Source organism: Pseudomonas sp. F2, assembly GCF_057174385.1.
The window spans coordinates 1400092-1425007 of sequence record NZ_CM169904.1; the positions used below are offsets into that span (position 1 = coordinate 1400092).

Annotated in this window: 20 protein-coding genes; 17 read left to right on the plus strand and 3 right to left on the minus strand. The window is 59.0% G+C overall.

All coding sequences use genetic code 11. The features are described from left to right. The first annotated feature begins 22 nt into the window (after nucleotides 1-22). The 5 genes from AC193Q_RS06095 (at nucleotide 23) to AC193Q_RS06115 (ending at nucleotide 8233) form a co-directional block, all read left to right on the plus strand. A complete protein-coding gene (locus AC193Q_RS06095; protein ID WP_483879300.1) occupies nucleotides 23-1237 on the plus strand; it encodes an efflux RND transporter periplasmic adaptor subunit in 1215 nt (404 codons plus the stop codon). Beyond that, entirely contained in the window at nucleotides 1234-4443 is a 3210-nt protein-coding gene (locus AC193Q_RS06100) for a multidrug efflux RND transporter permease subunit (protein ID WP_121185441.1), read from the plus strand. Before AC193Q_RS06095 ends, AC193Q_RS06100 begins: the two co-directional genes overlap by 4 nt. After that, entirely contained in the window at nucleotides 4444-5871 is a 1428-nt protein-coding gene (locus tag AC193Q_RS06105) for an efflux transporter outer membrane subunit (protein WP_121185443.1), read from the plus strand. A 67-nt stretch (nucleotides 5872-5938) separates the two neighbouring features. After that, nucleotides 5939-7279, plus strand: a complete 1341-nt coding sequence (potE, locus tag AC193Q_RS06110) for a putrescine-ornithine antiporter (RefSeq protein WP_182401125.1) — start codon at nucleotides 5939-5941, stop codon at nucleotides 7277-7279. Between the two features lie 48 nt (nucleotides 7280-7327). After that, entirely contained in the window at nucleotides 7328-8233 is a 906-nt protein-coding gene (locus AC193Q_RS06115; protein ID WP_121185447.1) for an amino acid ABC transporter substrate-binding protein, read from the plus strand. A 44-nt stretch (nucleotides 8234-8277) separates the two neighbouring features. Here the strand turns inward: AC193Q_RS06115 and AC193Q_RS06120 are convergent, their stop codons facing one another. Further along, a complete protein-coding gene (locus AC193Q_RS06120; protein ID WP_095669313.1) occupies nucleotides 8278-8871 on the minus strand; it encodes a TetR/AcrR family transcriptional regulator in 594 nt (197 codons plus the stop codon). A gap of 195 nt (nucleotides 8872-9066) precedes the next feature. On the opposite strand from AC193Q_RS06120, the gene AC193Q_RS06125 reads away from it, so the two are divergent. From AC193Q_RS06125 to tspO, 9 genes are all read left to right on the plus strand, one after another. Next, nucleotides 9067-9744 carry a type 1 glutamine amidotransferase domain-containing protein gene (locus AC193Q_RS06125; RefSeq protein ID WP_121185449.1) on the plus strand — a complete coding sequence of 226 codons (678 nt, stop codon included), beginning with the start codon at nucleotides 9067-9069 and terminating at the stop codon, nucleotides 9742-9744. Between the two features lie 95 nt (nucleotides 9745-9839). Beyond that, nucleotides 9840-10964, plus strand: coding sequence for an alkene reductase (locus AC193Q_RS06130; RefSeq protein WP_121185451.1), 1125 nt, complete (start codon nucleotides 9840-9842; stop codon nucleotides 10962-10964). A gap of 238 nt (nucleotides 10965-11202) precedes the next feature. After that, nucleotides 11203-11763 (plus strand): GTP cyclohydrolase I FolE, encoded by a 561-nt coding sequence (folE, locus tag AC193Q_RS06135; protein WP_047294417.1) that lies wholly within the window; start codon nucleotides 11203-11205, stop codon nucleotides 11761-11763. A gap of 106 nt (nucleotides 11764-11869) precedes the next feature. Continuing rightward, nucleotides 11870-12412, plus strand: a complete 543-nt coding sequence (locus tag AC193Q_RS06140; RefSeq protein WP_121185453.1) for a DUF3833 domain-containing protein — start codon at nucleotides 11870-11872, stop codon at nucleotides 12410-12412. After that, nucleotides 12409-13119, plus strand: coding sequence for an SDR family NAD(P)-dependent oxidoreductase (locus tag AC193Q_RS06145; RefSeq protein ID WP_121185455.1), 711 nt, complete (start codon nucleotides 12409-12411; stop codon nucleotides 13117-13119). Before AC193Q_RS06140 ends, AC193Q_RS06145 begins: the two co-directional genes overlap by 4 nt. Nucleotides 13120-13133: 14 nt before the next feature. Further along, the gene (locus tag AC193Q_RS06150) at nucleotides 13134-13439 is read left to right on the plus strand and encodes a DUF6482 family protein (protein ID WP_047294422.1); all 306 of its coding nucleotides are present in this window, start codon (nucleotides 13134-13136) and stop codon (nucleotides 13437-13439) included. A 25-nt stretch (nucleotides 13440-13464) separates the two neighbouring features. Further along, nucleotides 13465-15003, plus strand: coding sequence for a cryptochrome/photolyase family protein (locus AC193Q_RS06155; RefSeq protein ID WP_483879301.1), 1539 nt, complete (start codon nucleotides 13465-13467; stop codon nucleotides 15001-15003). A gap of 159 nt (nucleotides 15004-15162) precedes the next feature. Continuing rightward, the gene (locus AC193Q_RS06160; protein ID WP_121185459.1) at nucleotides 15163-17352 is read left to right on the plus strand and encodes an ATP-binding protein; all 2190 of its coding nucleotides are present in this window, start codon (nucleotides 15163-15165) and stop codon (nucleotides 17350-17352) included. Nucleotides 17353-17408: 56 nt separating this feature from the next. After that, the gene (gene tspO, locus AC193Q_RS06165) at nucleotides 17409-17852 is read left to right on the plus strand and encodes a tryptophan-rich sensory protein TspO (protein ID WP_047294693.1); all 444 of its coding nucleotides are present in this window, start codon (nucleotides 17409-17411) and stop codon (nucleotides 17850-17852) included. A gap of 51 nt (nucleotides 17853-17903) precedes the next feature. Here the strand turns inward: tspO and AC193Q_RS06170 are convergent, their stop codons facing one another. Both AC193Q_RS06170 and AC193Q_RS06175 read right to left on the minus strand, forming a co-directional pair. Next, on the minus strand, nucleotides 17904-18671 hold the full coding sequence (locus tag AC193Q_RS06170) for a sulfite exporter TauE/SafE family protein (RefSeq protein WP_041063962.1): 768 nt from the start codon (nucleotides 18669-18671) through the stop codon (nucleotides 17904-17906). 56 nt (nucleotides 18672-18727) lie between these two features. Next, a complete protein-coding gene (locus AC193Q_RS06175) occupies nucleotides 18728-19711 on the minus strand; it encodes a hypothetical protein (protein WP_121185461.1) in 984 nt (327 codons plus the stop codon). 148 nt (nucleotides 19712-19859) lie between these two features. Between AC193Q_RS06175 and AC193Q_RS06180 the strand changes: the two genes are divergently transcribed. The 3 genes from AC193Q_RS06180 (at nucleotide 19860) to AC193Q_RS06190 (ending at nucleotide 24896) form a co-directional block, all read left to right on the plus strand. After that, on the plus strand, nucleotides 19860-20729 hold the full coding sequence (locus tag AC193Q_RS06180; protein WP_121185463.1) for a LysR family transcriptional regulator: 870 nt from the start codon (nucleotides 19860-19862) through the stop codon (nucleotides 20727-20729). A 366-nt stretch (nucleotides 20730-21095) separates the two neighbouring features. Beyond that, on the plus strand, nucleotides 21096-23501 hold the full coding sequence (locus tag AC193Q_RS06185) for a glucose/quinate/shikimate family membrane-bound PQQ-dependent dehydrogenase (protein ID WP_047294429.1): 2406 nt from the start codon (nucleotides 21096-21098) through the stop codon (nucleotides 23499-23501). Between the two features lie 105 nt (nucleotides 23502-23606). After that, nucleotides 23607-24896 (plus strand): carbohydrate porin, encoded by a 1290-nt coding sequence (locus tag AC193Q_RS06190; protein ID WP_483879302.1) that lies wholly within the window; start codon nucleotides 23607-23609, stop codon nucleotides 24894-24896. Nucleotides 24897-24916: the final 20 nt, after the last annotated feature.

Consider the following 24916-nt stretch of genomic DNA (forward strand, 5'->3'; position numbering starts at 1 on the left):
GGAGCAGAATATGGGCAGGAACATGAGTGTTGGCAGGCAACTGGGCTTGCCCGTCGCCATTATCGTCGGCAGCCTGAGCCTGCTCGCCGGCTGCGGCAAAGAACCCCCGACCCTCGCCCGCCAAGCGCCTGATGTCACGATCATGACGGTTACCGCACGCACGACACCGGTGACTTTCGAATTCGTTGCGCAAACCCAAAGCTCCCGCGAAGTCGAGATCCGCGCCCGGGTTGCCGGGTTCCTGGAAAAGCGGCTGTACACCGAGGGCGACCTGGTAAAAACCGGGCAGACGCTGTTTCAGATGGACCGCAAGCCCTTTGAAGCTTCGTTGCTCTCGGCCCAGGGGCAACTGGCTCAACAGCAGGCACGCTGGGAGGTGGCCAAAGCCACCCTTGCCCGTGTGCGGCCGCTGGCGGCGCAGAATGCTGTCAGCAAAATGGACCTGGACAATGCCGTCGGCGATGAGCGTCAGACCAGAGCTGCCGTGCTGGCCGCCGAAGGGTCGGTGCGAACCGAACAGCTGAACCTCAGCTACACCACCATCGCCTCCCCGCTTACCGGTCTTTCAAGCTTTGCCAAAAAGCAGGAGGGCAGTTACGTCACACCCGGTGAGTCCGGACTGCTGACCACCGTCTCGCAGATGGACCCGATTTACGTCAACTTCAGTCTTTCGGAAAACGAGACGCTCAAGTTCCGCGAAGAGATTGCTTCCGGGCACCTCATATTCCCGCTGCGCAGTGAATTTGTCGTGGAAGTGGTATTGGCCGACGGCTCGGTGTTGCCCGAACTGGGACGACTGAATTTTGCCGCGCCCTCCTACAGCCAGGACACCGGCACCTTTCTGGTCCGCGCCGTGGTCGCCAATCCCAATGGCCAATTGCGTCCCGGCCAGTTCGTAAGGGCGCGGGCCATCGGCGCTACCAGGCCGAACGCCATCGTCGTACCGCAAAAAGCCGTTCTGGAGGGGGCCAAGAGCCACTTCGTGTGGGTGATCAATGCCGCGGGCAAGCCTGAGCAACGGGTGGTCGAAGTGGGTGACTGGCACGGCGATGAGTGGTTCATTACCCAAGGGTTGCAGGCCGGTGAACGGATCGTGGTCGACGGCGCGATCAGAGTCACGCCCGGAGGGCCGCTGAACATCATTGCCCCTCCTGCCCCTCCTGCCCCGCCAGCAAGCCAGACGCCGACAAAACCGATGGCTGCCAGCACGCAGCAAGACACCGGGCACAGCCCATGAGTATTTCCCACTACTGCATTGATCGCCCCATTTTCGCTTCGGTGATCTCAATCATCATCACCCTGGCCGGCGCGGTAGCCATGGTCAAATTGCCGGTGGCCCAGTACCCGGACATTACCCCGCCGCAAATTACCGTTTCGGCAACCTACCCCGGCGCCGATGCCCAGGTGGTGGCCAATAACGTGGCAGCGCCGATCGAGCAACAGGTCAACGGCGCCGACAATATGATCTACATGAACTCGTCGAGCTCGGCGACGGGGAACATGACCCTCAACGTGTTCTTCGAGATCGGCACTGACCCTTCCCTTGCCCAGGTCGATGTGCAAAACCGCGTCAATCTGGCCTTGCCGCAACTGCCCTCCGCCGTCCAGAGCCAAGGCATTCAGGTACAGAAAAAATCTTCCGCGTTCATGATGGTGCTTGCCGTGTATTCGGCCGGCGAGCGCTATGACAGCACCTATGTCGCCAACTACGCGAACCTCTACATTCTGGATGCAATCAAGCGCATTCCGGGGGCCAACCAGGCGAGCATTTTCGGCACGCCGGACTACGCCATGCGGATCTGGCTCAAACCCGATCGCATGGCGCAACTGGGCATTACCGCCGCTGACGTACAGACAGCGGTCGCCAACCAGAACCAGCAATTCGCCGTCGGCCGTGTCGGGCAATCGCCGACCGGTCAGGCCGTGGAGCAATCGTTCGCGGTGACCACCAAGGGCCGCCTGACGGAGCCTGCGGAGTTCGAGAACATCATCTTGCGCGCCAGCAACGACGGCGCGGCCATCGTCCGTCTGAAGGATGTGGGGCGCGCCGAACTCGGGCAGAAGGACTATTCGCTGCGCAGCACCTATCAGGGCCGTCCCGCCACGCTGATTGCGGTGTATCAGCAACCAGGGGCAAACGCCCTCGATGTCTCGGCAGCGGTGACGTCGACCCTGGCACAAATGAAAACGACATTTCCCGAAGGGATCGAATACAAGATCGTGATGGACACGACCGCGTTCACCCGCGCGTCGATTTCCGAGGTGATTCACACCTTTTTCGAAGCGTTGGTGCTGGTGGTCGTGGTGGTGTTCATCTTTCTGCAGAGTCTGCGCGCCACGCTGATCCCGGTACTCGCCGTACCGGTGTCGATTGTCGGCACCTTTATCGGCATGTCCGCCCTGGGGTTTTCGGTGAACATGCTGACGCTGTTCGGCATGGTGCTGGCGATCGGCATCGTGGTCGACGACGCGATCGTGGTGATTGAAAACGTCGAACGCAATATGCACGTACACAAGATGAACCCCAAGGACGCCGCCAAACGCGCCATGGATGAAGTGGCCGGGCCGGTGGTCGCGATCGTGTTGGTGTTGTGTGCGGTGTTCGTCCCGGTGGCTTTCATGGGGGGCATCACCGGGCAGCTCTACAAACAGTTTGCGATCACCATCGCCATCTCCGTGGTGATCTCCGGCCTGGTGGCGTTGACGCTTTCACCGGCCCTGGCCGCCCTGCTGCTCAAACCTCACCAAGGCGAAAAAAACGCTTTTTTCCGCTGGTTCGAACGTAGCTTCGAACGCATGACCGAGCGCTATTCGCGTGCCGTGGCGTTCATGATCAAACGCTTTGTGCTGGCGTTGCTGCTGTTCGCCGGCATGATCGTTTTGATTGCGCTGATGGCGCAGCGCATTCCCAGCGCCTTCCTGCCACCGGAGGATCAGGGGTATCTGCTGGGCGCGCTGATCATGCCCGATGCCGCCAGCCTGGATCGCACCGCTGAAGTGGGCAAGGTCGCCAGTGACTTCTTCATGCATGACGAGGCCGTCGAGGGTGTCGCTATCGTTAACGGCTACAGCCTGCTCGATGGCCAGAACAAGAACAATGCCGGTGCCTTTTTCGTCGGGTTCAAGGATTTCGAAGAGCGTTACAAGGACTCGCAAACCATCAAGGAACAGAGTGCTCCAGCGCTCATCCAGAAAGCGGCCCGGGCCTTTTCCACGGTACAGGGCGGGATCATTTTGCCGGTGAACCCGCCATCCATACCGGGTCTGGGCACCACGGGCGGCATGGAGGTGTGGGTTCAAAGCAAGGGCGACGCCAGCGTCGGGCAACTGGCCGAGACGGTCGGCATGCTTGTCGCAAAGGCCAGGCAGCGTCCGGAACTCGGCGCCATTACCTCGACCTTCAATGTGTTTTCCCGGCAATTGCTGGTCGATGTCGACCGCGAAAAGGCCGAGACGCTGGGAGTGCCGGTGGAAGACGTGTACAGCACCATGCAAACCATGTTCGGTTCTCTGTATGTGTCTCAATTCAACAAGTTCAGCCGTCTGTGGCAGGTGATTCTGCAGGCTGAACCGAGCTACCGACTCAAGGCTGATGACTTGCAGCAGATTTATGTGCGCAGCAAGAACCTGGGGATGGTGCCGCTCAAAGCCCTGCTGACCACCCGCTACGTCACCGGCCCCGACCTGCTGACGCGCTTCAACAACTTCCCGGCAGTCAAGCTCACCGCCAACGCCGCGCCCGGTTACAGCTCCGGTCAGGCACTCAAGGCGCTGGAAGAGATCAGCGCTGAAATCATGACCAATGACTATGCCTTGGCCCTGAGTGGCGAGGCCTTCGAGGAGAAAAAAAGCGGGGGGGCTTCCTCTCAGGTGTTCATCTTCGGCCTGGTCATGGTGTTCCTGATCCTGGCCGCGCAGTACGAAAAATGGTCCCTGCCCGTCGGCGTATTGCTGGCGGTGCCCTTTGCGTTGTTCGGTGCCCTGCTCGCGGTACTGATACGCGGGTTGAGCAACGATGTTTACTTCCAGATCGGCTTGACCATGCTGGTCGCCCTGGCCGCGAAGAATGCCATCCTGATTTTCGAATTTGCGGTACTGAACCGGGAAAGCGGCATGTCTGCCTACGATGCGGCAATGACCGCCGCCAGGGAGCGGCTGCGGCCTATCGTGATGACGTCCCTGGCGTTCATTCTGGGGTGTGTCCCATTGGCCATTGCCGTCGGCGCATCGGAAAACAGCCGACACTCGATCGGCACAGGCGTCATCGGCGGGATGTTGGCGGCAACAGTCATCGCCATTTTCTTCATCCCGCTGTTCTACTACCTGGTTGAACGCTTGACCGAGAAAAAAGGAGCGCCGCAACAGACCACCCCGCCGCCTTCACTCACATCGCCCGGAGAGATCCCCGGTGGCGCTCCCCTGCACAGACATGAGGGGGAATGAATGCGCACATGCCATTTGTCGTGGTTGATTTGTCTGGGGCTCAGCGGCTGCATGCTCGGCCCGGATTACCAGCGCCCGGCCACCGACACCCCGGCGGCCTATCGCTACGCAGAGCAAGAGGCCAACGACCTGTCCAACGCGTTGTGGTGGGAACAGTTCAACGATCCGGTGCTCAATGACTTGATCCGCAGCGCGCTGGCGCAAAACCAAGACATCAAGATCGCCGCCGCCCGGGTCGAGGAGTTTCAGGGCCGTTACGGTGTGGCGCGTTCGCAGCTGTTTCCGCAAATCGGCGCCGCCGCGCAAGGCAGTCGTTCCCGGGCGCCACGCGACAATGGTCCGGTACCGCTGGACTCCGGCGTCGACCCGATTTACCAGAATTATCAGGCCACCCTGAGTGTGAGCTGGGAGCTTGACGTCTGGGGGCGCTTGCGGCGACTCAATGAGTCGGCACGGGCTGACTTGCTGGCCTCGGAAGAAGGTCGGCGGACGGTGATACTCAGCCTGGTCTCGTCGGTGGCATCGAGTTACATCGCGCTGCGCGATCTTGACCGCCAACTGGAAATCGCCCGCACCACGGCCAAGGCCCGTGGCGACTCCTACGAAATCTTCAAACTGCGTTTCGGTGCCGGGACCATTTCTGAAATGGAATTGGCGCAAAACCTTTCGGAATTCCAGCGCACCCAGGCGTCCGTTGCGCAATTCGAGTCACTGGTGGCGCAACAGGAAAATGATCTGGCTGTGCTGCTTGGGCGCAATCCGGGCCCGATCATCAGAGGCCGTGAGCTGACACAACTGTCGCTGCCATCGGTGCCCGCCGGGTTGCCCTCGGACTTGCTTGAGCGCCGTCCCGATCTGCGGCAAGCCGAGTTGAATCTGGTTTCCGCCAACGCCCGAATCGGTGCGGCCAAGGCGCTGTATTTCCCGACGATATCCCTGACCGGATTGTTGGGCTCGGTCAGTAACCAACTGTCCAACCTGTTCACCGGGCCGGCCGCCACCTGGTCTTACGGGGTCGCCGCCAGCATGCCGCTCTTCACCGCTGGCGGGATCGCCGGCCAGGTGCAACAGGCCGAGGCCGTTCAAAAACAAACCTTGCTGGCTTACCAACAGTCGATCCAGTCAGCCTTCAGGGATGTTGAAAACGCCCTGGTTGCCGCGAGCAAATCCCGCGAACAAATGACTTCTCAAGGCAATCAGGTCGAAGCCTTGCGCACCTACACCCGGTTTGCCCGGCTGCGTTACGACAACGGCTATACCAGCTACATAGAAGTGCTGGATGCCGAGCGCAGTCTGTTCGATGCCGAGCTGACCTACACCCGGACCCGGGGTTCGGTGTTCACCGCCATGATCGATGTTTACAAGGCCACAGGCGGAGGCTGGATAAGCAAGGCAGACACGTTGACCTCAACCGTCGGCGAACATTGACCATGACCACGCTGCAGTGCGTTCAAGGGCTGGGCGCGGATGCACTTCGCCGATCGAGGGGTTTTCGATGACCGACACCAACAAGAAAATGAGCCTGACGGGACTCACCACTTTGGTGACCGTCAACATGATGGGCTCGGGCATCATCATGTTGCCGACCAGCATGGCGCAACTCGGGGCGGTCTCGTTGTTGTCATGGATCGTCACCGCTGTCGGTTCCATGGCCATTGCATATTGTTTTTCCCAGTGCGGCATCTTCTGTCTGCGCTCGGGCGGGTTATCCGCCTACACCGAAGAGGCGCACGCAAAGTCGGGATTTTTCCTCTGCTCGTATCTGTATTTCCTGTCACTGGCCATCGCCAACGTGGCGGTGGCGATCTCCGCAGTCGGATACATGACGTCGTTTATGCCTTGGCTGGGAAGCGGCGCCATTCCTTTGTTCATCGGAACGGTCGGCTTGCTCTGGATAACCACCGTGGCAAATTTTGGCGGCCCCGGCGTTACCGGCAAGATCGGTGCGATTACGGTCTGGGGCGTGATCATTCCGGTCGCCGGCTTGAGCCTTATCGGATGGTTCTGGTTCAAACCCGATCTGCTGATCGCCGCCTGGAACCCTTACCACCTGCCCATTTCCGAAGCGATCAGCAAAGCAATTCCGCTGACACTCTGGGCCTTTCTCGGCATGGAATCGGCCGCGCAGGCCTCTGACGCGGTGGAAAATCCCACGCGTACGGTGCCGCTGGCCTGCCTGTTCGGCACCCTGGGAGCGGCGGTTGTCTACGTGCTCTCGACGACCGTCATTCAGGGGATCATTCCGAATGCCGAGCTGGCTAATTCGTCCGCGCCGTTCGCGCTGGTTTATGCGCACATGTTCAACCCGACGGTCGGCCACATCATCATGGCGTTGGCAGTGATGGCATGCGTGGGCTCGCTGTTGGGCTGGCAGTTCACCCTGGCACAAACCGCCAAGATGACGGCTGACCAGGGCATGTTTCCCAAACTGTTCTGCAAGGTCAGCGCCCGCAATGCCCCCATCGTCGGGATGCTGGTCTGCGGCGTGCTGCAGACCTTGATGGCGCTGTCGACCATTTCGCCAAACGCCAGTGCGCAGTTCGGCAAACTGGTCAGCCTCGCTGCAGTGACCAACCTGATTCCCTATGTAACAGCGGCCACCGGGCTGCTGGTCATGATGTACAAAGCCAAGGTCAGTGCCAGCGTGTACACCCGCAATACCTTGCTGTTGGTGGTGGCCGTGGCGTACTCGCTCTACGCGTTGTATGCCTGCGGCAAAGATGCGGTGTTCGGCGGCATTCTGGTTCTGGTGTTCGGCTACCTGCTCTACGGCTTCCTCGCCAAACGTTTTGTCGACGTGCCTGTGCCGGTTCCCCCCCGGGCCGACAATCCTTGACCGCCGTCTTCGTGACGGCTCAGACAGCTGAATTCGAGGAACCCGCACATGAACGTAAAACTGATCAAATCCAAACCGCTGCTACTCGTCTGCCTACTGACGCTATTGCCGGTCATGGCCCACGGCAGCACGCTTGAGCGCATCCGCACGAGCCACACGTTCATCCTCGGTTACTTGCCGGACTTCGCGCCGTTCAGCGAGCAGGTCGCCGATAAAGCCAGCGGATATGCCATCGACCTCTGTTTGAAAATAGCCGAAAAGGTCAAGAGCGAACTGGCGTTGCCCGCGCTGAAGATCGCCTACCAGCCTGTGTCCCTCAACGACGAAATCAATGCCGTCAATTCGGGGAAGATCGACATTCTCTGTACACCGACCCCTCCGACACTGGCGCGGCGCTCTCAGGTCAGCTACTCGGTGCCGGTCTACACCGCCGGTCTCTCGGCCGTGGTGCGCGAGGACGCCTCCCAGCCTTTGCTTAATGTGCTCAATGGCAAGGTGGCCCATACCGGGCCTACGTGGCGTGCCACTGCGAACCTTGGGCTGTCCAATCAAACGTATGCTGCCATCGCCGGCGGTGTGACCGAGGCGTGGATACATCAGCAGATGCGTTTGCTCGGCGTGGTGGCCACTCTGGTCACGGTGGAGAACGCCGATGCAGGCCTCAAACAGGTTGCCGATGGCAAAGCCAGTGCGTTCTTTGCTGAGCGCATGGTGCTCAAGCATCTGCTGAGCAAGAATGACCCCGAAGGTCACCTGGTGCTGCTGGAGCGGATTTTCGAGTACGCGCCAACGGCCATGGCGCTGGATCGAAACGACGAAGATTTCCGTCTGCTGGTCGACACTGCGCTGAGTGAAATGTACCGCGCCGGCGACATCGAGCAGGCGTACGACAACTACCTGGATGGCGCCGGCGACGCGGCGAAGAAGCTGTTCAAGATCTACGCACTACCTTGAGAGCCAGGCCACAACGATCGGGGACGCTCAACAGTACGCGCGCTTCAGTTTGATGGCCGCTGCAAAAGCCGCTTCGTCATCACCATCGAGGTCTGCAATGACTGCCCGGTGCGCTGCAGCTTGTTCAGCAGACTGGCGCCCAACCAGAGCTGGTAAAGGGTTTCTGCCAACTGGCGGGCATCAGCATCCGGCACACTTTTATCCAGCTGCCCTTCTTCCAGGCACGTCGTGATCCGTGCAACGATGCGCTCGGCGCCGTCACGCAAGGTGAGGCGCATCGACTCGGACAGGTCGGCGACTTCCGCGCTCAACTTGACCACCAGGCATTCATCGCCGTGACCTTCCAGGGTGCAGCGGTTCTGCCAGCCCTGCCAGTAATCCATCAGCCGCTCATAGGCACTGAGCCCCGGCAGTGTCAGGCGTCGCTCCATATCTGCGAGGTAGCCGACGAAGTAATCCTCCAGCAACGCCTGGCCGTAGAGTTCCTTGGATTTGAAGTAGTGATAGAACGAGCCCTTGGGCACACCGGCGGTCTGCAGGATCTCGCTCAGGCCAACGCTGGTGAAGCCCTTTTCGGCCATCATGCGGTGGCCGGTGTCGAGCAGGTGTTGGCGGGTATCGTCGTAGGTCGGTTTCATGGGGCGCAAAATACCAAACATTAGACCAGTCGTATATTTCTGATGAGCAGGAGTTTGCCACAGTGATCACGCGGAAACACGGCCGTAAAAATCTACTAGACGACCGGTCTAATATGAATCTATGCTGTGCCCGTCATTTCTTCCAGGTGTCGCAGACGAACCCGTCGAGGACACCCGACCACCACAGGGCGCTCTATGAAAATCTTGATGGTTCTGACTTCCCACGATCAGCTTGGCAACACCGGCAAGAAAACCGGCTTCTGGCTCGAAGAGTTCGCGGCCCCCTACTACGCCTTCAAGGATGCCGGTGCACAGATCACCCTGGTATCGCCGGCTGGCGGCCAGCCGCCGCTTGATCCGAAAAGCGATGAGCCCGATGCGCAAACCGCTGAAACCGAGCGCTTTCGCAAGGACCCTGCTGCCCAGCAGGCACTGGCCAACACCGGGCGTCTGGCGGATGTCAGCGCTGAGGATTTCGATGCTGTGTTCTACCCGGGTGGTCATGGCCCGCTGTGGGATCTGGCCGAGGACAAACACTCGATCGCACTGATCGAAGCCTTCGACCGCAGCAACAAACCCCACGGTTTCGTCTGCCATGCGCCGGGTGTGCTGCGCCACGTCACGGCTGCCGATGGCAAACCGTTGATTCAAGGCCGGGACGTCACCGGTTTCACCAACGCTGAAGAAGCCGCTGTGGGCCTGACGGATGTTGTGCCGTTCCTGATTGAGGACGAATTCCAGCGTCTTGGCGGGCGCTACGCCAAAGTGGCTGACTGGCAGGTTCACGTGGTGACCGATGGCCAACTGGTGACCGGTCAAAACCCTGCCAGCTCGGCAGCCGTTGCTGAAAAGCTGTTGAAGCTGTTGGCCTGAGCCACCGAGCCTCCCAGACACCGTGCGCATCACGCACGGTGTTTTTTTGCCGCATTACTAGTCGACTGGTCTAATAAGGCCAAAACAGGAATTCCATGAAAAACAGCCCTTTCTTCACGCCTTTCACCCTGGGTCAGCACACCCTGAAAAACCGCATCGTCCTGCCGCCCCTCACCCGCCAGCGCAGCACGCAACCGGGCAATGTCGCCAACGCATTGATGGCCGAGTATTACCAGCAACGCGCCGGCGCCGGTCTGCTGGTCACCGAAGGCACGCAGATCGAGCCTCGCGGTCAGGGCTACGCCTGGACCCCCGGCATTCACACGCCGGAACAAATTGCCGGATGGCGCACAGTCACCGAAGCGGTTCATGCCCGGAACGGCGTGATATTCGCCCAGCTCTGGCACGTCGGACGTGTGTCCCACACCGCCTTGCAACCCGACGGCGCGGCCCCGGTATCCGCTTCCGCCATCGCTACTGAACGGGTCAGCGTGTTCATTGAAACCACGCCGGGCGCTGGAGAGCTGGTCAAGCCATCCGCACCGCGAGCGCTGTGCACCGATGAAGTGCAGGCACTGGTTCAGCTTTATATTCAGGCGGCGCGCAATGCGATGGACGCCGGTTTTGACGGGATCGAATTGCACTGTGCCAACGGCTATCTGGTGAACCAGTTCATTTCTGCGCACAGCAATGTGCGCACCGATCAATACGGTGGCTCGCTGCACAATCGCCTGCGTTTTCTGCGCGAAGTGGTGTCGGGTGTCGCCGAGTGCATCGGCAAGGAAAAAGTCGGCGTGCGGTTCGCGCCGCTGTTCACCACCACCGATGAAGCGCGCACTTATCTGGGCATGGTCGAGGAAGACCCGCACACCACTTACATCGAAGCGATCAAGGTGCTTGAGGACGTGGGGATTGCCTACCTGTCCATCGCCGAGGCGGACTGGGACGACGCGCCCGCGATGCCGCAAACGTTCCGCCGCGCAGTGCGCGACACCTTCAGCGGCGCCATCATCTACGCCGGGCGCTACAACGCTGAATCCGGCGCGCAATTGCTCGAATCGGGGCTGGCGGACCTAGTGGCGTTCGGCCGTCCGTTCATGGCCAACCCGGACCTGCCGGCGCGCATCGCCAATGACTGGCCGCTCAATCCGCTGAACCCCGCCACGGTCTACGGCGGCAATGCCGAAGGCTATGTGGATTACCCGACCTACAGCGAATAATTCCGCGAATTCGCCCAGCGCTCCCACTGCCCGGGAGCGCTTTGCCCTCTGTGCCAAACGCGCAACCTCGCACGCTGCGATGTGAGGTGTTCGCATCTGCATAAAAAAGATTGCCGATTCATTGTCAGGCGGATTTTTTCAGCCTATCTTGAGTAAAACCTATACAAAGAACTTAATTTCGTACAACTCTTGCGCTACGGATTGGCCCTCACGCACAGCACTGCTGCGAGTCCTCTGAATGAACCCACTACTTGCCAGCCATTACCGTGAAATTCTCGTCGGCGTCGGAGAAAACCCCGAGCGTGAAGGTCTGCTCGACACGCCCAAACGTGCGGCCAAAGCGATGCAGTATCTGTGCAACGGCTACACGATGAGCCTGGAAGACGTCACCAACGGCGCCCTGTTCGAATCGCAAAGCGATGAGATGGTCATCGTCAGTGACATCGAGCTCTATTCCTTGTGTGAGCACCACATGCTGCCTTTCATCGGCAAGGCGCACGTGGCGTACATCCCCACCGGCAGGGTGCTCGGGCTGTCGAAAGTGGCGCGGGTGGTGGACATGTTCGCCCGGCGCCTGCAGATCCAGGAAAACCTCACCCGGCAAATTGCCGAGGCCATCCAGCAGATCACCGATGCCGCCGGCGTGGCCGTGGTCATCGAGGCCAGGCACATGTGCATGATGATGCGCGGCGTTGAAAAGCAGAATTCGATCATGACTTCCTCGGTGATGCTCGGCGCGTTTCGTGACAGCACCACCACGCGTCAGGAGTTCCTGCAACTGATCGGGCGGCGAAGTTGATGTTCGACCCTCGATGGGTGCGATAAACCTGTACAGCGAAAGTGGGCTGTATAAGCACGATCTTTCCAATTTCACCCACCTGCCTGTGCATTCAGGGAGAACGTCAATGACCCGAATTGTGCTCTTGCTGGCTCTGATACTCGGCGTTGCGAGCTGCGGCAGCGTCGATGTCAGTCGCTACGCCGATCAGCAGCCGGCGTTGGATCTGCAGCGTTTTTTCAGCCAACCGGTGAAAGCCTGGGGGATGTTTCAGAAGCGTTCCGGGGAAGTGGTCAAGCGCTTCGAGGTCAACATCGTCAGCCATCGTGAAGGTGACAACCTGATTCTTGATGAGCACTTCCTGTACAGCGACGGTACGCGCCAGCGCCGCGTCTGGACCCTGACGCCCGAAGGCCAGGGACGCTGGAGCGGGCGCGCAGGTGATGTAGTGGGCGTCGCCACAGGTCAGGTGGCCGGTAATGCGCTGCACTGGCGGTATCGCCTGAACCTGCCGGTTGATGGCTCGACCTATGAAATGAGCATGGACGACTGGATGTACCAGATGGATGAGGACACGCTGATCAATCGTACCCGCATGTCCAAGCTCGGGGTTGAAGTCGGCCAGGTGACCTTGTTCTTCCGCCGTCAAGGTGCCGGAGTCAGCCAATGAACAGCGCTTTCAGCATGGCCTCCCTGGGCGATGGTTATCGTGCCCTGGTGATCGGCGCCAGTGGCGCCATCGGCCGCGCGTTTTGCCAGCAGCTCAGTCAGGACCCGCGCTGTGCCGGCGTTCGTGAACTGGGGCGCCATACCATTCCAGCGCTGGATCTGGAGCAGCCGCAATCGATCGCCAGCGCCGCCGCCGAACTGGCCGCGCAAGCGCCCTATCAGTTGATCGTGCACGCTGCCGGCCTGCTGCATCGTGAGCGGATCAAGCCGGAAAAGAGCTACAGCGCGATCGAAGCCGATGCGCTGCAAGCCGTGTTTCAAGTGAACACGCTGGGGCCGGCGATGGTGTTGCGGCATTTTCTGCCGTTGCTTGATCCCCAAGGGGCGATGGCGATGCTCTCGGCCAAGGTCGGAAGCATCGGCGACAACCGATTGGGCGGCTGGTACGCCTATCGCGCCTCCAAAGCGGCGCTGAACATGCTGATCAAGACCGCAGCGATCGAACTGGCCCGCACCCGCCCGCAAAGCCGGTTGCTGAGTCTGCACCCGGGCACGGTCGTGTCGGGGTTGTCGCAACCTTTTCGCGGGGCATCCAGCGCCCGCCCTGCGGACGTTGCCGCTGAACAGCTACTGAACCTGATTGACCAATTGACGCCGGCCGACAGCGGCCAGTTCTTTGCCTACGATGGACAACGCCTGCCCTGGTAGGCAAGGAGTGAAGCATGAATCTGCAAACCCTGACCGAACGTGCAGCCAACAGCGAAATTCGTGAGCTGGAGTTGCTGTCGCTCGAAGGTGGTTTTTATCTGGCCCGGGTTCGCCTGGATCACGGTCAGTTCACCTTGCTCGACGACGCGGCCAAACCGATGCACCTGCGTTCAATCACCCATCTGCGTGACTTGCTGCAGACCGTTCCGGCATTCCCGTGTGTGCTGGTGCAGCAATGCGTGCACGACGAAATGTGTGGCCGTGATACCGGGCCGGTCGAAGAGTTGCGCATTCCGTTTTCGCTGGCCACGCCGTTATGAAACGAATCCTGCCGGACTGCACTGAATGAACCCGAATCGTCGGTTGTGCCTGGTGCTGGGCGACCAGTTGTCGTTCGATCTGGCCTCCTTGCAGACGCTCGACAGCGAGCGCGACACCGTGCTGCTGGTCGAGGTCATGGAAGAAGCCAGCCATGTACCGCACCATCCGCAAAAGATTGCCCTGATCTTCAGCGCCATGCGCCACTTCGCCCAGTCGTTGCGAGATCAGGGCATCCGTGTCGAATACGTGACGCTGGATGATCCGCACAACAGCGGTTCGGTGCCGGGAGAATTACGCCGTTGGCAACAGCGCTTGCAGGTCGAGCAAGTGCACGTCACCGAGTGCGGTGACTGGCGCCTGGAACAATCGATCAAGGATTGTGGCCTGCCCGTTTGTTGGCACGCCGATTCGCGTTTTTTGTGCAGTCGCGCCGAGTTCGCCGCCTGGGCTGCGGGGAAAAAGCAGTTGCGCATGGAGTTCTTTTATCGCGAGATGCGCCGCAAGAGTCGCTTGCTGCTCAATGGCGACGGCACGCCGGTGGGCGGTGCGTGGAACTTCGATGCCGAGAATCGCAAGTCCCTGCCCAAAGGCGTGAAAGCCCCCTACCCGATCCGTTTCAGTAACGACGTCATCACCCGCGAGGTGCTGGATCTGGTGCAGGCGCGCTTCAGCCAGCACTACGGCGCACTCGATGATTTCAATTACCCGGTCACCCATGCCGACGCGCAGGCGCTGTGGGACTATTTTCTGGATTATGGCCTGGCGGGTTTCGGTGACTATCAGGACGCCATGGCCAGTGACGAACCGTTCCTGTTTCATGCACGCATCAGCGCCGCGCTCAATATCGGCCTGCTGGATTTGCGGCGGTTGTGCAGCGACGTCGAGTCGGCCTATTGGGCCGGCAGGATTGCCCTGAATGCCGCCGAAGGCTTCATTCGGCAACTGATCGGCTGGCGGGAATACGTGCGCGGCGTGTACTGGCTGAAAATGCCGGACTACGCACTGGGCAACGCCTTCGGCAACAGCCGTGCACTGCCGGAGTTCTACTGGACCGGTGCCACGCAGATGAACTGCATGCGCCAGGCCATCGGCCAGAGTCTGCAGCATGCCTACGCGCACCACATTCAGCGGCTGATGGTCACCGGCAATTTCGCCCTGCTCGCCGGCATTGCGCCGAGCCAGATCTGTGAATGGTACCTGGCGATCTATATGGACGCCTTCGACTGGGTCGAACTGCCCAACACGCTGGGCATGGTCATGCATGCCGACGGCGGGTACCTCGGTTCCAAACCCTATTGCGCCAGTGGCCAATACATCAATCGCATGTCCGACTACTGCCGAAGCTGCGCCTACAAGGTCAGCGAAAGTACCGCGGACAACGCCTGCCCGTTCAATGCGTTGTACTGGCATTTTCTGATGCGCCATGGTGAGCAGCTGCGCGGCAATCAGCGCATGGCGATGATGTACAAGAACCTCGACCGCATGCCGTCAGCCAAACAGGAGGCGCTGTGGCAACGCGGGCAGAACCTGTTGGCGCGTCTGGATAACGGCGAATCGATCTGAAATCAGCGCTCGCTTGCGCCGGTGGTGAAACTTAAGCACAACGCGCCCGGTCAACGGATGATCGGCGCTCGAGTCCTCTGCGAGCGCAATGTCCACTGCTCGTGTTGTGCTTACGCGCTCTATGCAGCCAGCCCCTGAACATTCAACAAAGCAGGTCACATGGATACCCTTGAACACCTTAGTCGCGAAGCACTCGAGTCAGAAGTCAGGCGATTGCGCGCGGCGCTTCAAAGCACTCAGGTCGACACACAGGACGTTGACCTCGAGCGCGACATGGCGGCGCAACTGCAAGCCAGTCGGGACGCCCTCGCCCGCAGCGAAGCTCGCTTCATCACCATTCTGGAAACCATCGAATCGGCGTTTGCCATCGTCAAGGTCAAATTCGACGCTGACGACAAGCCGGTCGATTACTACTTCGTCGAAGCCAATCCGGCGTTCGAACACCAGTGCGGCGTCAACCTGCGCGGCAAATGGGTGACCGAGTTCGCGCCCAATCTGGAAAGCTTCTGGTTTGAAACCTACGGCCATGTGGCCAAGACCGGGGAACCGGCGAACTTCGAAAATTACGCCAACACCTTCGAGCGCTGGTTCGACGTGCGCGCCGTGCGTGTCGGCGATCCGGCCGACCGGCAGATCGCCATTCTGTTCAACGACGTCACCCAGCGGCGTGACGCCGAGGAGCGTCTGCGAGCCAGCGAGGCCATCGCGCGGGAGAACGTCGAGCGTGTGCAACTGGCGCTCGCCGCCGGGGCCATTATCGGTACCTGGCACTGGGACCTGCTCACCGACCGCTTTGCCGTGGACGAAGCTTTTGCTCGGGTGTTCGACCTTGACCCGGCGCTGGGCCGCGAAGGGCTCAGCCTCGAACAAGTGATGGTGACCGTGCATCCCGAAGACCGCGACGGACTGACCAGCGCGATCAACGAAGCCATCGGCCGCGGTGGCGCCTACTCTCACCAGTACCGTGTGCGTCGCACGGACGGCAAGTACCAGTGGATCGAGGCCAACGGCCGTGTTGAATGTGCCGATGATGGAACGCCGCTGCGCTTTCCCGGCGTGCTGATCGATGTCGAGGAACGGCGCAATGTCGAAGCGGAGCGCGACCGCGCCATCGCCGCGTTGCGCGCGCTCAACGATACGCTGGAGCAGCGCGTGTCATCGCGCACTGCAGAGCTGATGCAAGCCGAAGAGAAACTCCGTCAGTCGCAGAAAATGGAAGCCGTCGGCCAACTGACCGGGGGCTTGGCGCATGACTTCAATAATCTGTTGGCCGGCATCTCCGGCGCGCTGGAATTGATGGGCGCGCGCATCAGCCAGGGCCGACTGAACGAAGTCGACAAGTACATGATGACCGCCCAGGGCGCGGTCAAGCGTGCGGCCGCCCTGACCCACCGGCTGCTGGCGTTCTCCCGACGCCAGACCCTCGATCCGCGTCCCACCGACGTCAACACGCTGATGACCGGCATGACCGAACTGATCCAGCGTACGGTTGGCCCCAGCATCGTCCTGGAAACCCGCGCCGCGCCGGGGCTTTGGCCAACGCTGGTGGATGCCAGTCAGTTGGAGAATGCTCTGCTCAACCTGTGCATCAACGCGCGCGATGCGATGCCGGACGGTGGGCGCATCACCATCGAAACCGCCAACCGCACGCTGGACGGCGAGACTGCGCGCACCCTGGACATGCCAGAGGGCGAATACCTGTGCCTGTGCGTGACCGATACCGGCACCGGCATGACCGCCGATGTCATCGCCAAGGCCTTCGACCCGTTTTTCACCACCAAACCGCTGGGCCAGGGCACGGGGCTGGGACTGTCGATGATCTACGGTTTCGCCAAGCAGTCCGGCGGCCAGGTGCGCGTGCATTCGCAGGTCGGCCGGGGCACAGAAATGTGCATTTATCTGCCTCGCTATCATGGCGAACCGGTGCCGAATCAGGATCACAAGGACAACGCGCCGGCCGCCTTGCCCAAGGCTGGCGAGACGATCCTGGTGGTGGACGACGAGCCTACTGTGCGTGCGTTGCTGACTGACGTGCTCGGCGATCTCGGCTACACCTTGATAGAGGCCGCTGACAGCGTGGTCGGGCTGAAGATGTTGCGCTCGGACATTCACATCGACTTGCTGATCACTGACGTCGGCTTGCCGGGTGGCATGAACGGTCGGCAACTGGCCGATGCCGGCCGGGAAATCCGCCAGAACCTGAAGACCCTGTTCATTACCGGGTACGCGGAAAACGCGGTGATTGGTGCCGGTCAATTGGGCCCGGACATGCAGGTGCTGACCAAGCCGTTTGCCGTCGACACGCTGGTGGCGCGGGTCAGTGACCTGCTGGCAACGAAGTCCGAATAATCCGCTGTGGCGGTATGAATCCAGAGAGAGTGGCTGCGGCCAAGGAGTGATACATGGTGACGTTTCTGATTTTCCTGATTGCGTGCGGTGCTGCAGCGAGTACCGGGGTGATTTTCAAACCCGGGCCATGGTACGAAGGGCTGAATAAACCCGGATTTACCCCACCCAATTGGGCGTTTCCGGTGGCCTGGACGATTATCTATCTATTGCTGGCCTGGGCCGGTTATCGCTTGAGCCTGATTCCCGGCAGTCAGACCGTGTTGGCGCTGTGGGCCGCGCAGATCGCCTTGAACACACTGTGGACGCCGGTGTTCTTCGGCGCGCATCAGGTGTTGGCCGCCATGGTGATTCTGTTGGTGTTGTGGCTGGTAGTCGCGGCAATGGTATTTCTGGCGATGCGCCTGGATGTGATCACCGGGCTGATCCTGTTTCCTTATCTGGCCTGGTTGTGTGTGGCAGCGGCGTTGAATTTCTCGATTTTGCGCAATAACCGTGGGTGATCAAGCGCAACAGCCAATGTTCATTGGAGTGCTGAAGGGGTTGGATTTCATCTATGAAAATAGAGACAGCCCCATTCTGCCAATCAGGAAAACCAGCAGAATCAGGAAAAAGATCCGAATAAAGCCACTGCCATACCGCAGTGCCAGAAAAACTCCAGTCAGGGAGCCGGCAATATTGCACAGTGCTACGACGCCACCTACCGCCCACAGAACATTTCCCGTTGGTACAAAAAACATGAGCGCCGCGCAGAACGTACCCAGATTGACCAGCTTTGCGGAGGCGGAGGCATTTAAAAAATCAAAGCCAAAATATTTGACGAAAATGAATAGCAGAAGGCTGCCGCTACCCGGACCGAAGACGCCGTCATAAAAACCAATCAAGCCACCAAAAAAAATGCCCCACGCAATTTCCTTTGTTCCGCAATGAAATTCAGTGCTGATCAGGCCTAATCTTTTTTCCGCGAACGTATAGATCGCCATCGCTATCAAAACAAAAAAAACAACGAACTCCATGATTTTTTTGGGAACGATTGACACTGAAAACGCGCCAATGAACGCAAAAACGAATGCCGACAGCATGGTGGGCAACATCAGTTTCCAGACAATTTTTATTCTTTTGGTATAGCTGTATATCGAAGAAAGATTGCCCGCAAGAACCGCCAGCTTATTGGTTCCAAATACGGTTGCCAAACTATATTGAGGAAGCGCATGCAAAAGTGCTGGCAGCTGTACAAGCCCGCCACCACCTACCGCTGCATCTATCAAACCACCACAGAATGCAAAAAAGCCTAAAGCGAACAACGCTTGTTCAAAATCCATTCAGGAGATCCTTTCGGGACTGAAGTTCTCCGCAAAGTATCACAACATTCTCCAGGTTAATTTTCCGCAGTAAGATATCGATGCATGGCCTCGAAAGCTCTTCCTACGCGCTCATTATAGTTGAGCATGATGCCTTTCATGCGACCGAGCTTGAAAGGTATATCCATCGCTCGACCGTACGCTTGCGCGGCGGCCAACGCATGAAGACCATGTTTGTTTTCGACTTCGCCTGAGTGGCCCATCACGTAACCTTTAGCGTTACGTAGAGCTTGAACATCCGTTTTTAGCAGAGGATTGACTTCAAGTAACTTTGCTTCAATGTACTGAGCGATGAAATTATATTCACGACCATTCCAAAGTTCTGAAGCGATAGAAACCATCATGGCATCCATGATTGCACTCTTGTGTTCTATCGAATTCAGAGCTGATTTGTGTTCTGAGATTCCAGTACTGTAAAGAAAATCTGAGAATTCATTGCACTCTCGAACTTTGTGTTGATTTTCAATCCAGGCAGTCGCGTTAAAAGCTGAAGTCATGTATTCGAACATGCCATCATGCCCAGGGTGCCCGAGCCCGAAGTCGTCTTTCGCAACTTCATGCATGTGTGCCATGACATTCAGATATTCGATGTGTCTTTCAGCAGATACGGATAGTGCGTCTGCTGAGAGTCGCATAATTATTTTTGCAGAGACCAAGCTGGTGGTTTTATGTGTTTCATTCCATCCATTAAAGAATTTCAGAACAGCCGAATCCATTGCAGCCTTTTCAAGAAACGCTTCAAATGCGTTCTCGGCATGGCGCTGGGCATCTTGGGTAATGGGATGGTTAAGCACTTCCAGCATGGCATCCTGAATGTCAGGGATATGCGTGACGTTTGCCAATACGGGCTGTCTGCGCTGATTCTGCAATATCACTCGACCAGGTATTTTCAAATTCCTGATATGCTTTGGCAGAGCGTCTATGAAAGCTTCACCAAACTCTTGCATGGATCTGTAACTATTAAATGCGTCAACGCGACTCTGCAACATGGGTGAGTTCATGAGCTTATCCTTCTCCCTAAAGATATGCCGAGTTAATCCGCTGATTTAAACTTCCACAATCAGCTCAGGCTTTAAACAATATGTGACTTGAAGGGTTTCGACAAGTGACTTATAATGATCAAACCCTTCATTATAAGTGAGCAATGGCATGGAGCTTTCTCAACTTACTATGTTCAAGACTGTAGCGGATCACGGAAGTATCATTCGCGCCTCTGAATTACTGCACTGTGTGCCGTCCAACATTACCAACAGAATCAAACTTCTGGAAAAAGAACTTGGGGTATCTTTGTTTATCAGGAAAGGTCGGGGGCTTGTTATCAGCCCTTCCGGTAGATTATTTCTTGGGTATGCAAACAAAATCCTGTCTTTGTGCCAGGAATCACAAAGAGCGCTCGATCCTGCGGCGGCGCCGTCAGGACTCTTGAAGATCGGGGCAATAGAGTCATCGGCCACTGGCAGACTGCCCAAGTTGCTCTCAAAGTTTCATCAACGCTATCCATCTGTGCAGATGCAGTTCAGCACCGGTGACTGGTCGCAGTTATTGAATGATGTGGTTGATCATAAACTCGACGGCGCCATCATTGCTGTCAATCAGGATCATCCTGATATTGAAAGTATCGAAATCTACATGGAAGAACTGGTATTGATTGCCTCTTCAGCTGCGGGGCACGTGCATAATCCGCAGGACTTGAGTGGCACGGATATATTCATGTGGCCTGAAGGCTGTCCTTATAGAAAGGCGCTGGAAAACTGGCTGCAAGCGCATGGTGTTGTTAGTCCTGTAACAAGCATCGCCAGTTACGGCACCATTCTCGGGTGTGTCAGCTCAAGAGCGGGTGTTTCGTTAGTGCCCAGAGGCGTTTTTGAACAGTTTCGCAGCATCGGTGACATAAGCGGCCATGTATTTGACGACCTGCACCCAATACAGAATTATTTTATATGGAATAAAAACACTGGACCTCATCGAGCAAAAGAAAAATTTGCGGAGCTGCTCGTAGAGGAATTCAAGGACGTCTGACGTCATTTTTACAGTTTTGCGCGCCCACTGATCTCAGTGCCTGCCAGGCGTGTTGTCCTTTCTGAGCATTCGTTCTCGTGAGTCGAAACGGCAGCAGCCGTACGTCGGTTGATGACTGGCACGTCGAATCGGCGTTTATCGATTCACTCTCCCTCCTGTTGATTGATACCTGTCAAAAATCCCATTTAACCAGACGTAATTGCGACTTGCCTCACGCTCGATCAGCCCTTGCCGGTCCCGTGAGCGCTCAGGACTGCCCGCAAACCCGCGTAGCCGCGTTGATCTATGCTTCATTCTGAATTAGTGATTTAACTAGGTAGTTACCTAACTATATAATGCACGCCTCATTTCAACGGGACATTCAACGTGAAGCAGAGTCAACGCCTCTCGGGCATATCAAAATTCATTCTGGTCGGGCTGGGGGTGATCATCGCCCTGCTCGGCCTGGCACTTGCGGCTGGCGGAGTGAAGCTGGTCAGCCTGGGAGGGTCGTGGTACTTCCTCGTGGGCGGTCTGGTGATGGCCGTTTCCGGTCTGCTGATCGCTCGCTTCAAGACCGCCGGCGCCTGGCTGTTCGCGGCGTTTCTGGTCGGTACAGCGATCTGGGCGGTGAGCGATGCCGGGCTGGTGTTCTGGCCGGTGTTCTCGCGCCTGTTCATGTTCAGCGCCGTAGGCCTGGTGGTGGCGCTGGTCTATCCACTGCTCAAGCGCGCCAACGGTGGCGTGCCGGGGCGTGGCGCTTACGGCGTTGCCGCTGTCCTGGCCGTGGGGCTGGCGGTGGCTGCCGGCAACATGTTCGTCGCGCATCCGACTGTCGCTGCCACCGGCACGGGCCCGGGCCTGACGCCGGTTGAGCCAGACAAGGCGCAAAAAGACTGGGCGCACTACGGTAATACCGAAGGCGGCAGCCGCTTTGCCGCGCTGGACCAAATCAACCGCAACAACGTCGACAAACTGAAAGTGGCGTGGACCTACCATACCGGTGACGTCGCCGAGAGCGATGGCAACGGTGCCGAAGACCAGCTCACCCCGCTGCAGATCGGCAACAAGGTGTTCATCTGCACCCCGCACAACAACCTGATCGCGCTGGATGCCGACACCGGCAAAGAGCTGTGGAAGAACGCGATCAACGCCAAATCGAAAGTCTGGCAACGTTGCCGTGGCATGGCCTATTTCGATGCCACCAAGGCCATCGCTCAGCCAAGCAATTCGAGCATCATCGAAGCCAAACCGGCGCCTGCCGCCAATTGCCAGCGCCGCCTGCTGACCAACACCATCGACGCTCGCCTGATCGCGGTCGATGCCGACACCGGCGAGTTCTGCCAGGGTTTCGGCAACAACGGTCAGGTTGATCTGAAGGCCGGTCTGGGCGATGTGCCGGACAGCTACTATCAGCTCTCCTCCGCTCCGTTGATGGCCGGTACCACCGTGGTGGTCGGCGGTCGTGTGGCCGACAACGTGCAAACCGACATGCCGGGTGGCGTGATCCGTGGTTTTGATGTGATCACCGGCGCCATGCGCTGGGCCTTCGACCCGGGCAACCCGCAGGATAAAAAGGCCCCGGCCGATGGCAGCACGTATGTGCGCAGCACGCCGAACAGCTGGGCGCCGATGTCCTACGACCCGGCGACCAACACCGTGTTCTTGCCGATGGGCAGCTCGTCCACCGACATCTATGGTGTCGAACGCAGCAAACTCGATCACACCTACGGCGCCTCGGTGCTCGCGCTGGACGCCACCACCGGTGATGAACGCTGGGTGTTCCAGACCGTGCACAACGATCTCTGGGACTTCGACCTGCCGATGCAGCCGAGCCTGATCGACTTCACCAAGGACGGCAAAACCGTTCCGGCTCTGGTCATCGGCACCAAGGCCGGGCAGATCTACGTGCTCGACCGCGCCACCGGCAAGCCGTTGACCGACGTTAAAGAAGTCCCGGTCAAAGCCGCGAACATCCCGAACGAACCGTACTCGCCAACTCAGCCGAAATCGGTGGGCATGCCGCAGATCGGTGCTCAGCACCTGACTGAGTCGGACATGTGGGGCGCCACCCCGTATGACCAGTTGCTGTGCCGGATCGATTTCAAATCGATGCGTTACGACGGCCTGTACACCGCGCCGGGTACCGACAAATCGCTGAGCTTCCCGGGTTCGCTGGGCGGCATGAACTGGGGCAGCCTCTCCACTGACCCGGTCCACGGTTTCATCTTCGTCAACGACATGCGCCTGGGTCTGTGGATCCAGATGATTCCGTCGCAGAACAAGGCTCAAGCCTCGTCCGGTGGCGAAGCGTTGAACACCGGCATGGGCGCGGTACCGCTCAAAGGCACGCCGTATGCGGTGAACAAAAACCGCTTCCTGTCGGTGGCCGGCATTCCTTGCCAGGCGCCGCCGTTCGGCACCCTGACCGCGATCGACATGAAGACCCAGAAAGTCGCCTGGCAGGTTCCGGTCGGCACCGTTGAAGACACCGGTCCTCTGGGCATCCGCATGCACCTGCCGATCAAGATCGGCCTGCCAACCCTGGGCGGCACCCTGTCGACCCAGGGTGGCCTGATCTTCATCGCCGGTACTCAGGACTTCTACCTGCGCGCCTTCAACAGCGGCAACGGCGAGGAAATCTGGAAAGCGCGTCTGCCGGTCGGCAGCCAGGGCGGCCCGATGACCTACGTTTCGCCGAAAACCGGCAAGCAGTACATCGTTGTCACCGCTGGCGGCGCGCGTCAGTCGACTGACCGCGGCGACTACGTGATGGCTTACGCCTTGCCGTAAACCGCAGTGCCCGTGTTGAACACGGGCGCTTTCTTTTTGCGCGCGGCACCTGAGGGTGCCGCGCCGCTTTCCGATATTGCTACCGCTTTGAGCAGGAAGATCTCCATGTTTGGTTTTACTCGTAACGGCTGGGTCAACGGCGTGCTGTTGGGCCTGACCTGCAGCGCCACCCTGCCCGCCTTCGCCGATACCGATGCAAACCTGTTGACCCGCAATACCCTGACCGGTGACTGGGGTGGCTTGCGTCACCAGATGGACGAAGACGGCATCAAATTCACCGGCGATTACACCGGTGAAATGGCTTACAACGCCGATGGCGGCCTGCACCGCTCCGGCCGTTACTCGCAGAACATCAAGCTCGGCGCCCAGTTTGATCTGAGCAAGTTGTATGGCGTGGAGAACGCCGGCAAGGTCCAGTTGACCATCAACGACCGCCGCGGCAACAGCGCCTCCGAAGACCTGGTTGGCAACCGTCTGCCGATCCAGGAAAACTACGGTGGTCTCTACACCCGCCTGACCGAACTGAGTTATGAGCGCAGCCTGTTCACCCCGGCGCTCAACGTGAAGCTCGGTTACATGGCCATGGGTAACGACCTCGGCGGGCTCGACAGCGGCATCCTGTGCAACTTCATGAACGCCGGTTTCTGCGGCCATCCGCTGAACATGTCCGGCGGCAGCGGCTGGACCAACTACCCCAACGCTCACCTGGGCGTGCGGGTGAAGTACGACTTGTCGCCATCGTGGCAACTGCGCGTGGCCGCGTTCAACGTCGATCCGGAAAGCAACGGCAATTCCAGCCGTGCCTGGCATCTGGGCCCGAAACACACCACTGGCACCGTGGTGCCGATCGAACTGGTGTACAAGCACGCGGGCCAATTGCCCGGCGAATACAAGCTGGGTTACTACTACGACAGCTCCGATGTGAAACGCATCGGCAGCGACAAAGAAGTCTCCGGGCGTGGCGGGCATTACCTGCTGATCGATCAAGCCGTATGGAGTTCGCCAACGTCCGAAGGCCGCAGCCTGCATGCGTTCGGCCAATACTCGGCAGCCAGCGAAGCAGCTTCGCCATTCAGCAAGTGGTACGGCACCGGTCTGGTGCTGTACAAACCGTTCGAAGGTCGCCCGCGTGACACCGTCGCCTTGGGCTATGGCCGCGCCGTGCCTAACCCGCGCAGCCGCGACGTGCAGCAGGACGCCGCCATGGCCAACGGCACGCAGTTCCCGAATCTGGACAGTGGCGAGCAGTTGATCGAACTCGGCTACGGCTACCAGGCCACGCCTTGGCTGACACTACGCCCGAACATGCAATACATCATCGAACCTGGGGCGTTTTCCGGGCAGGACATCGACAATGCGTTGGTGCTTGGTTTGCAGGTGAAAGCTTCGCTCTGACTTCTGGCAGAACTGCAGGC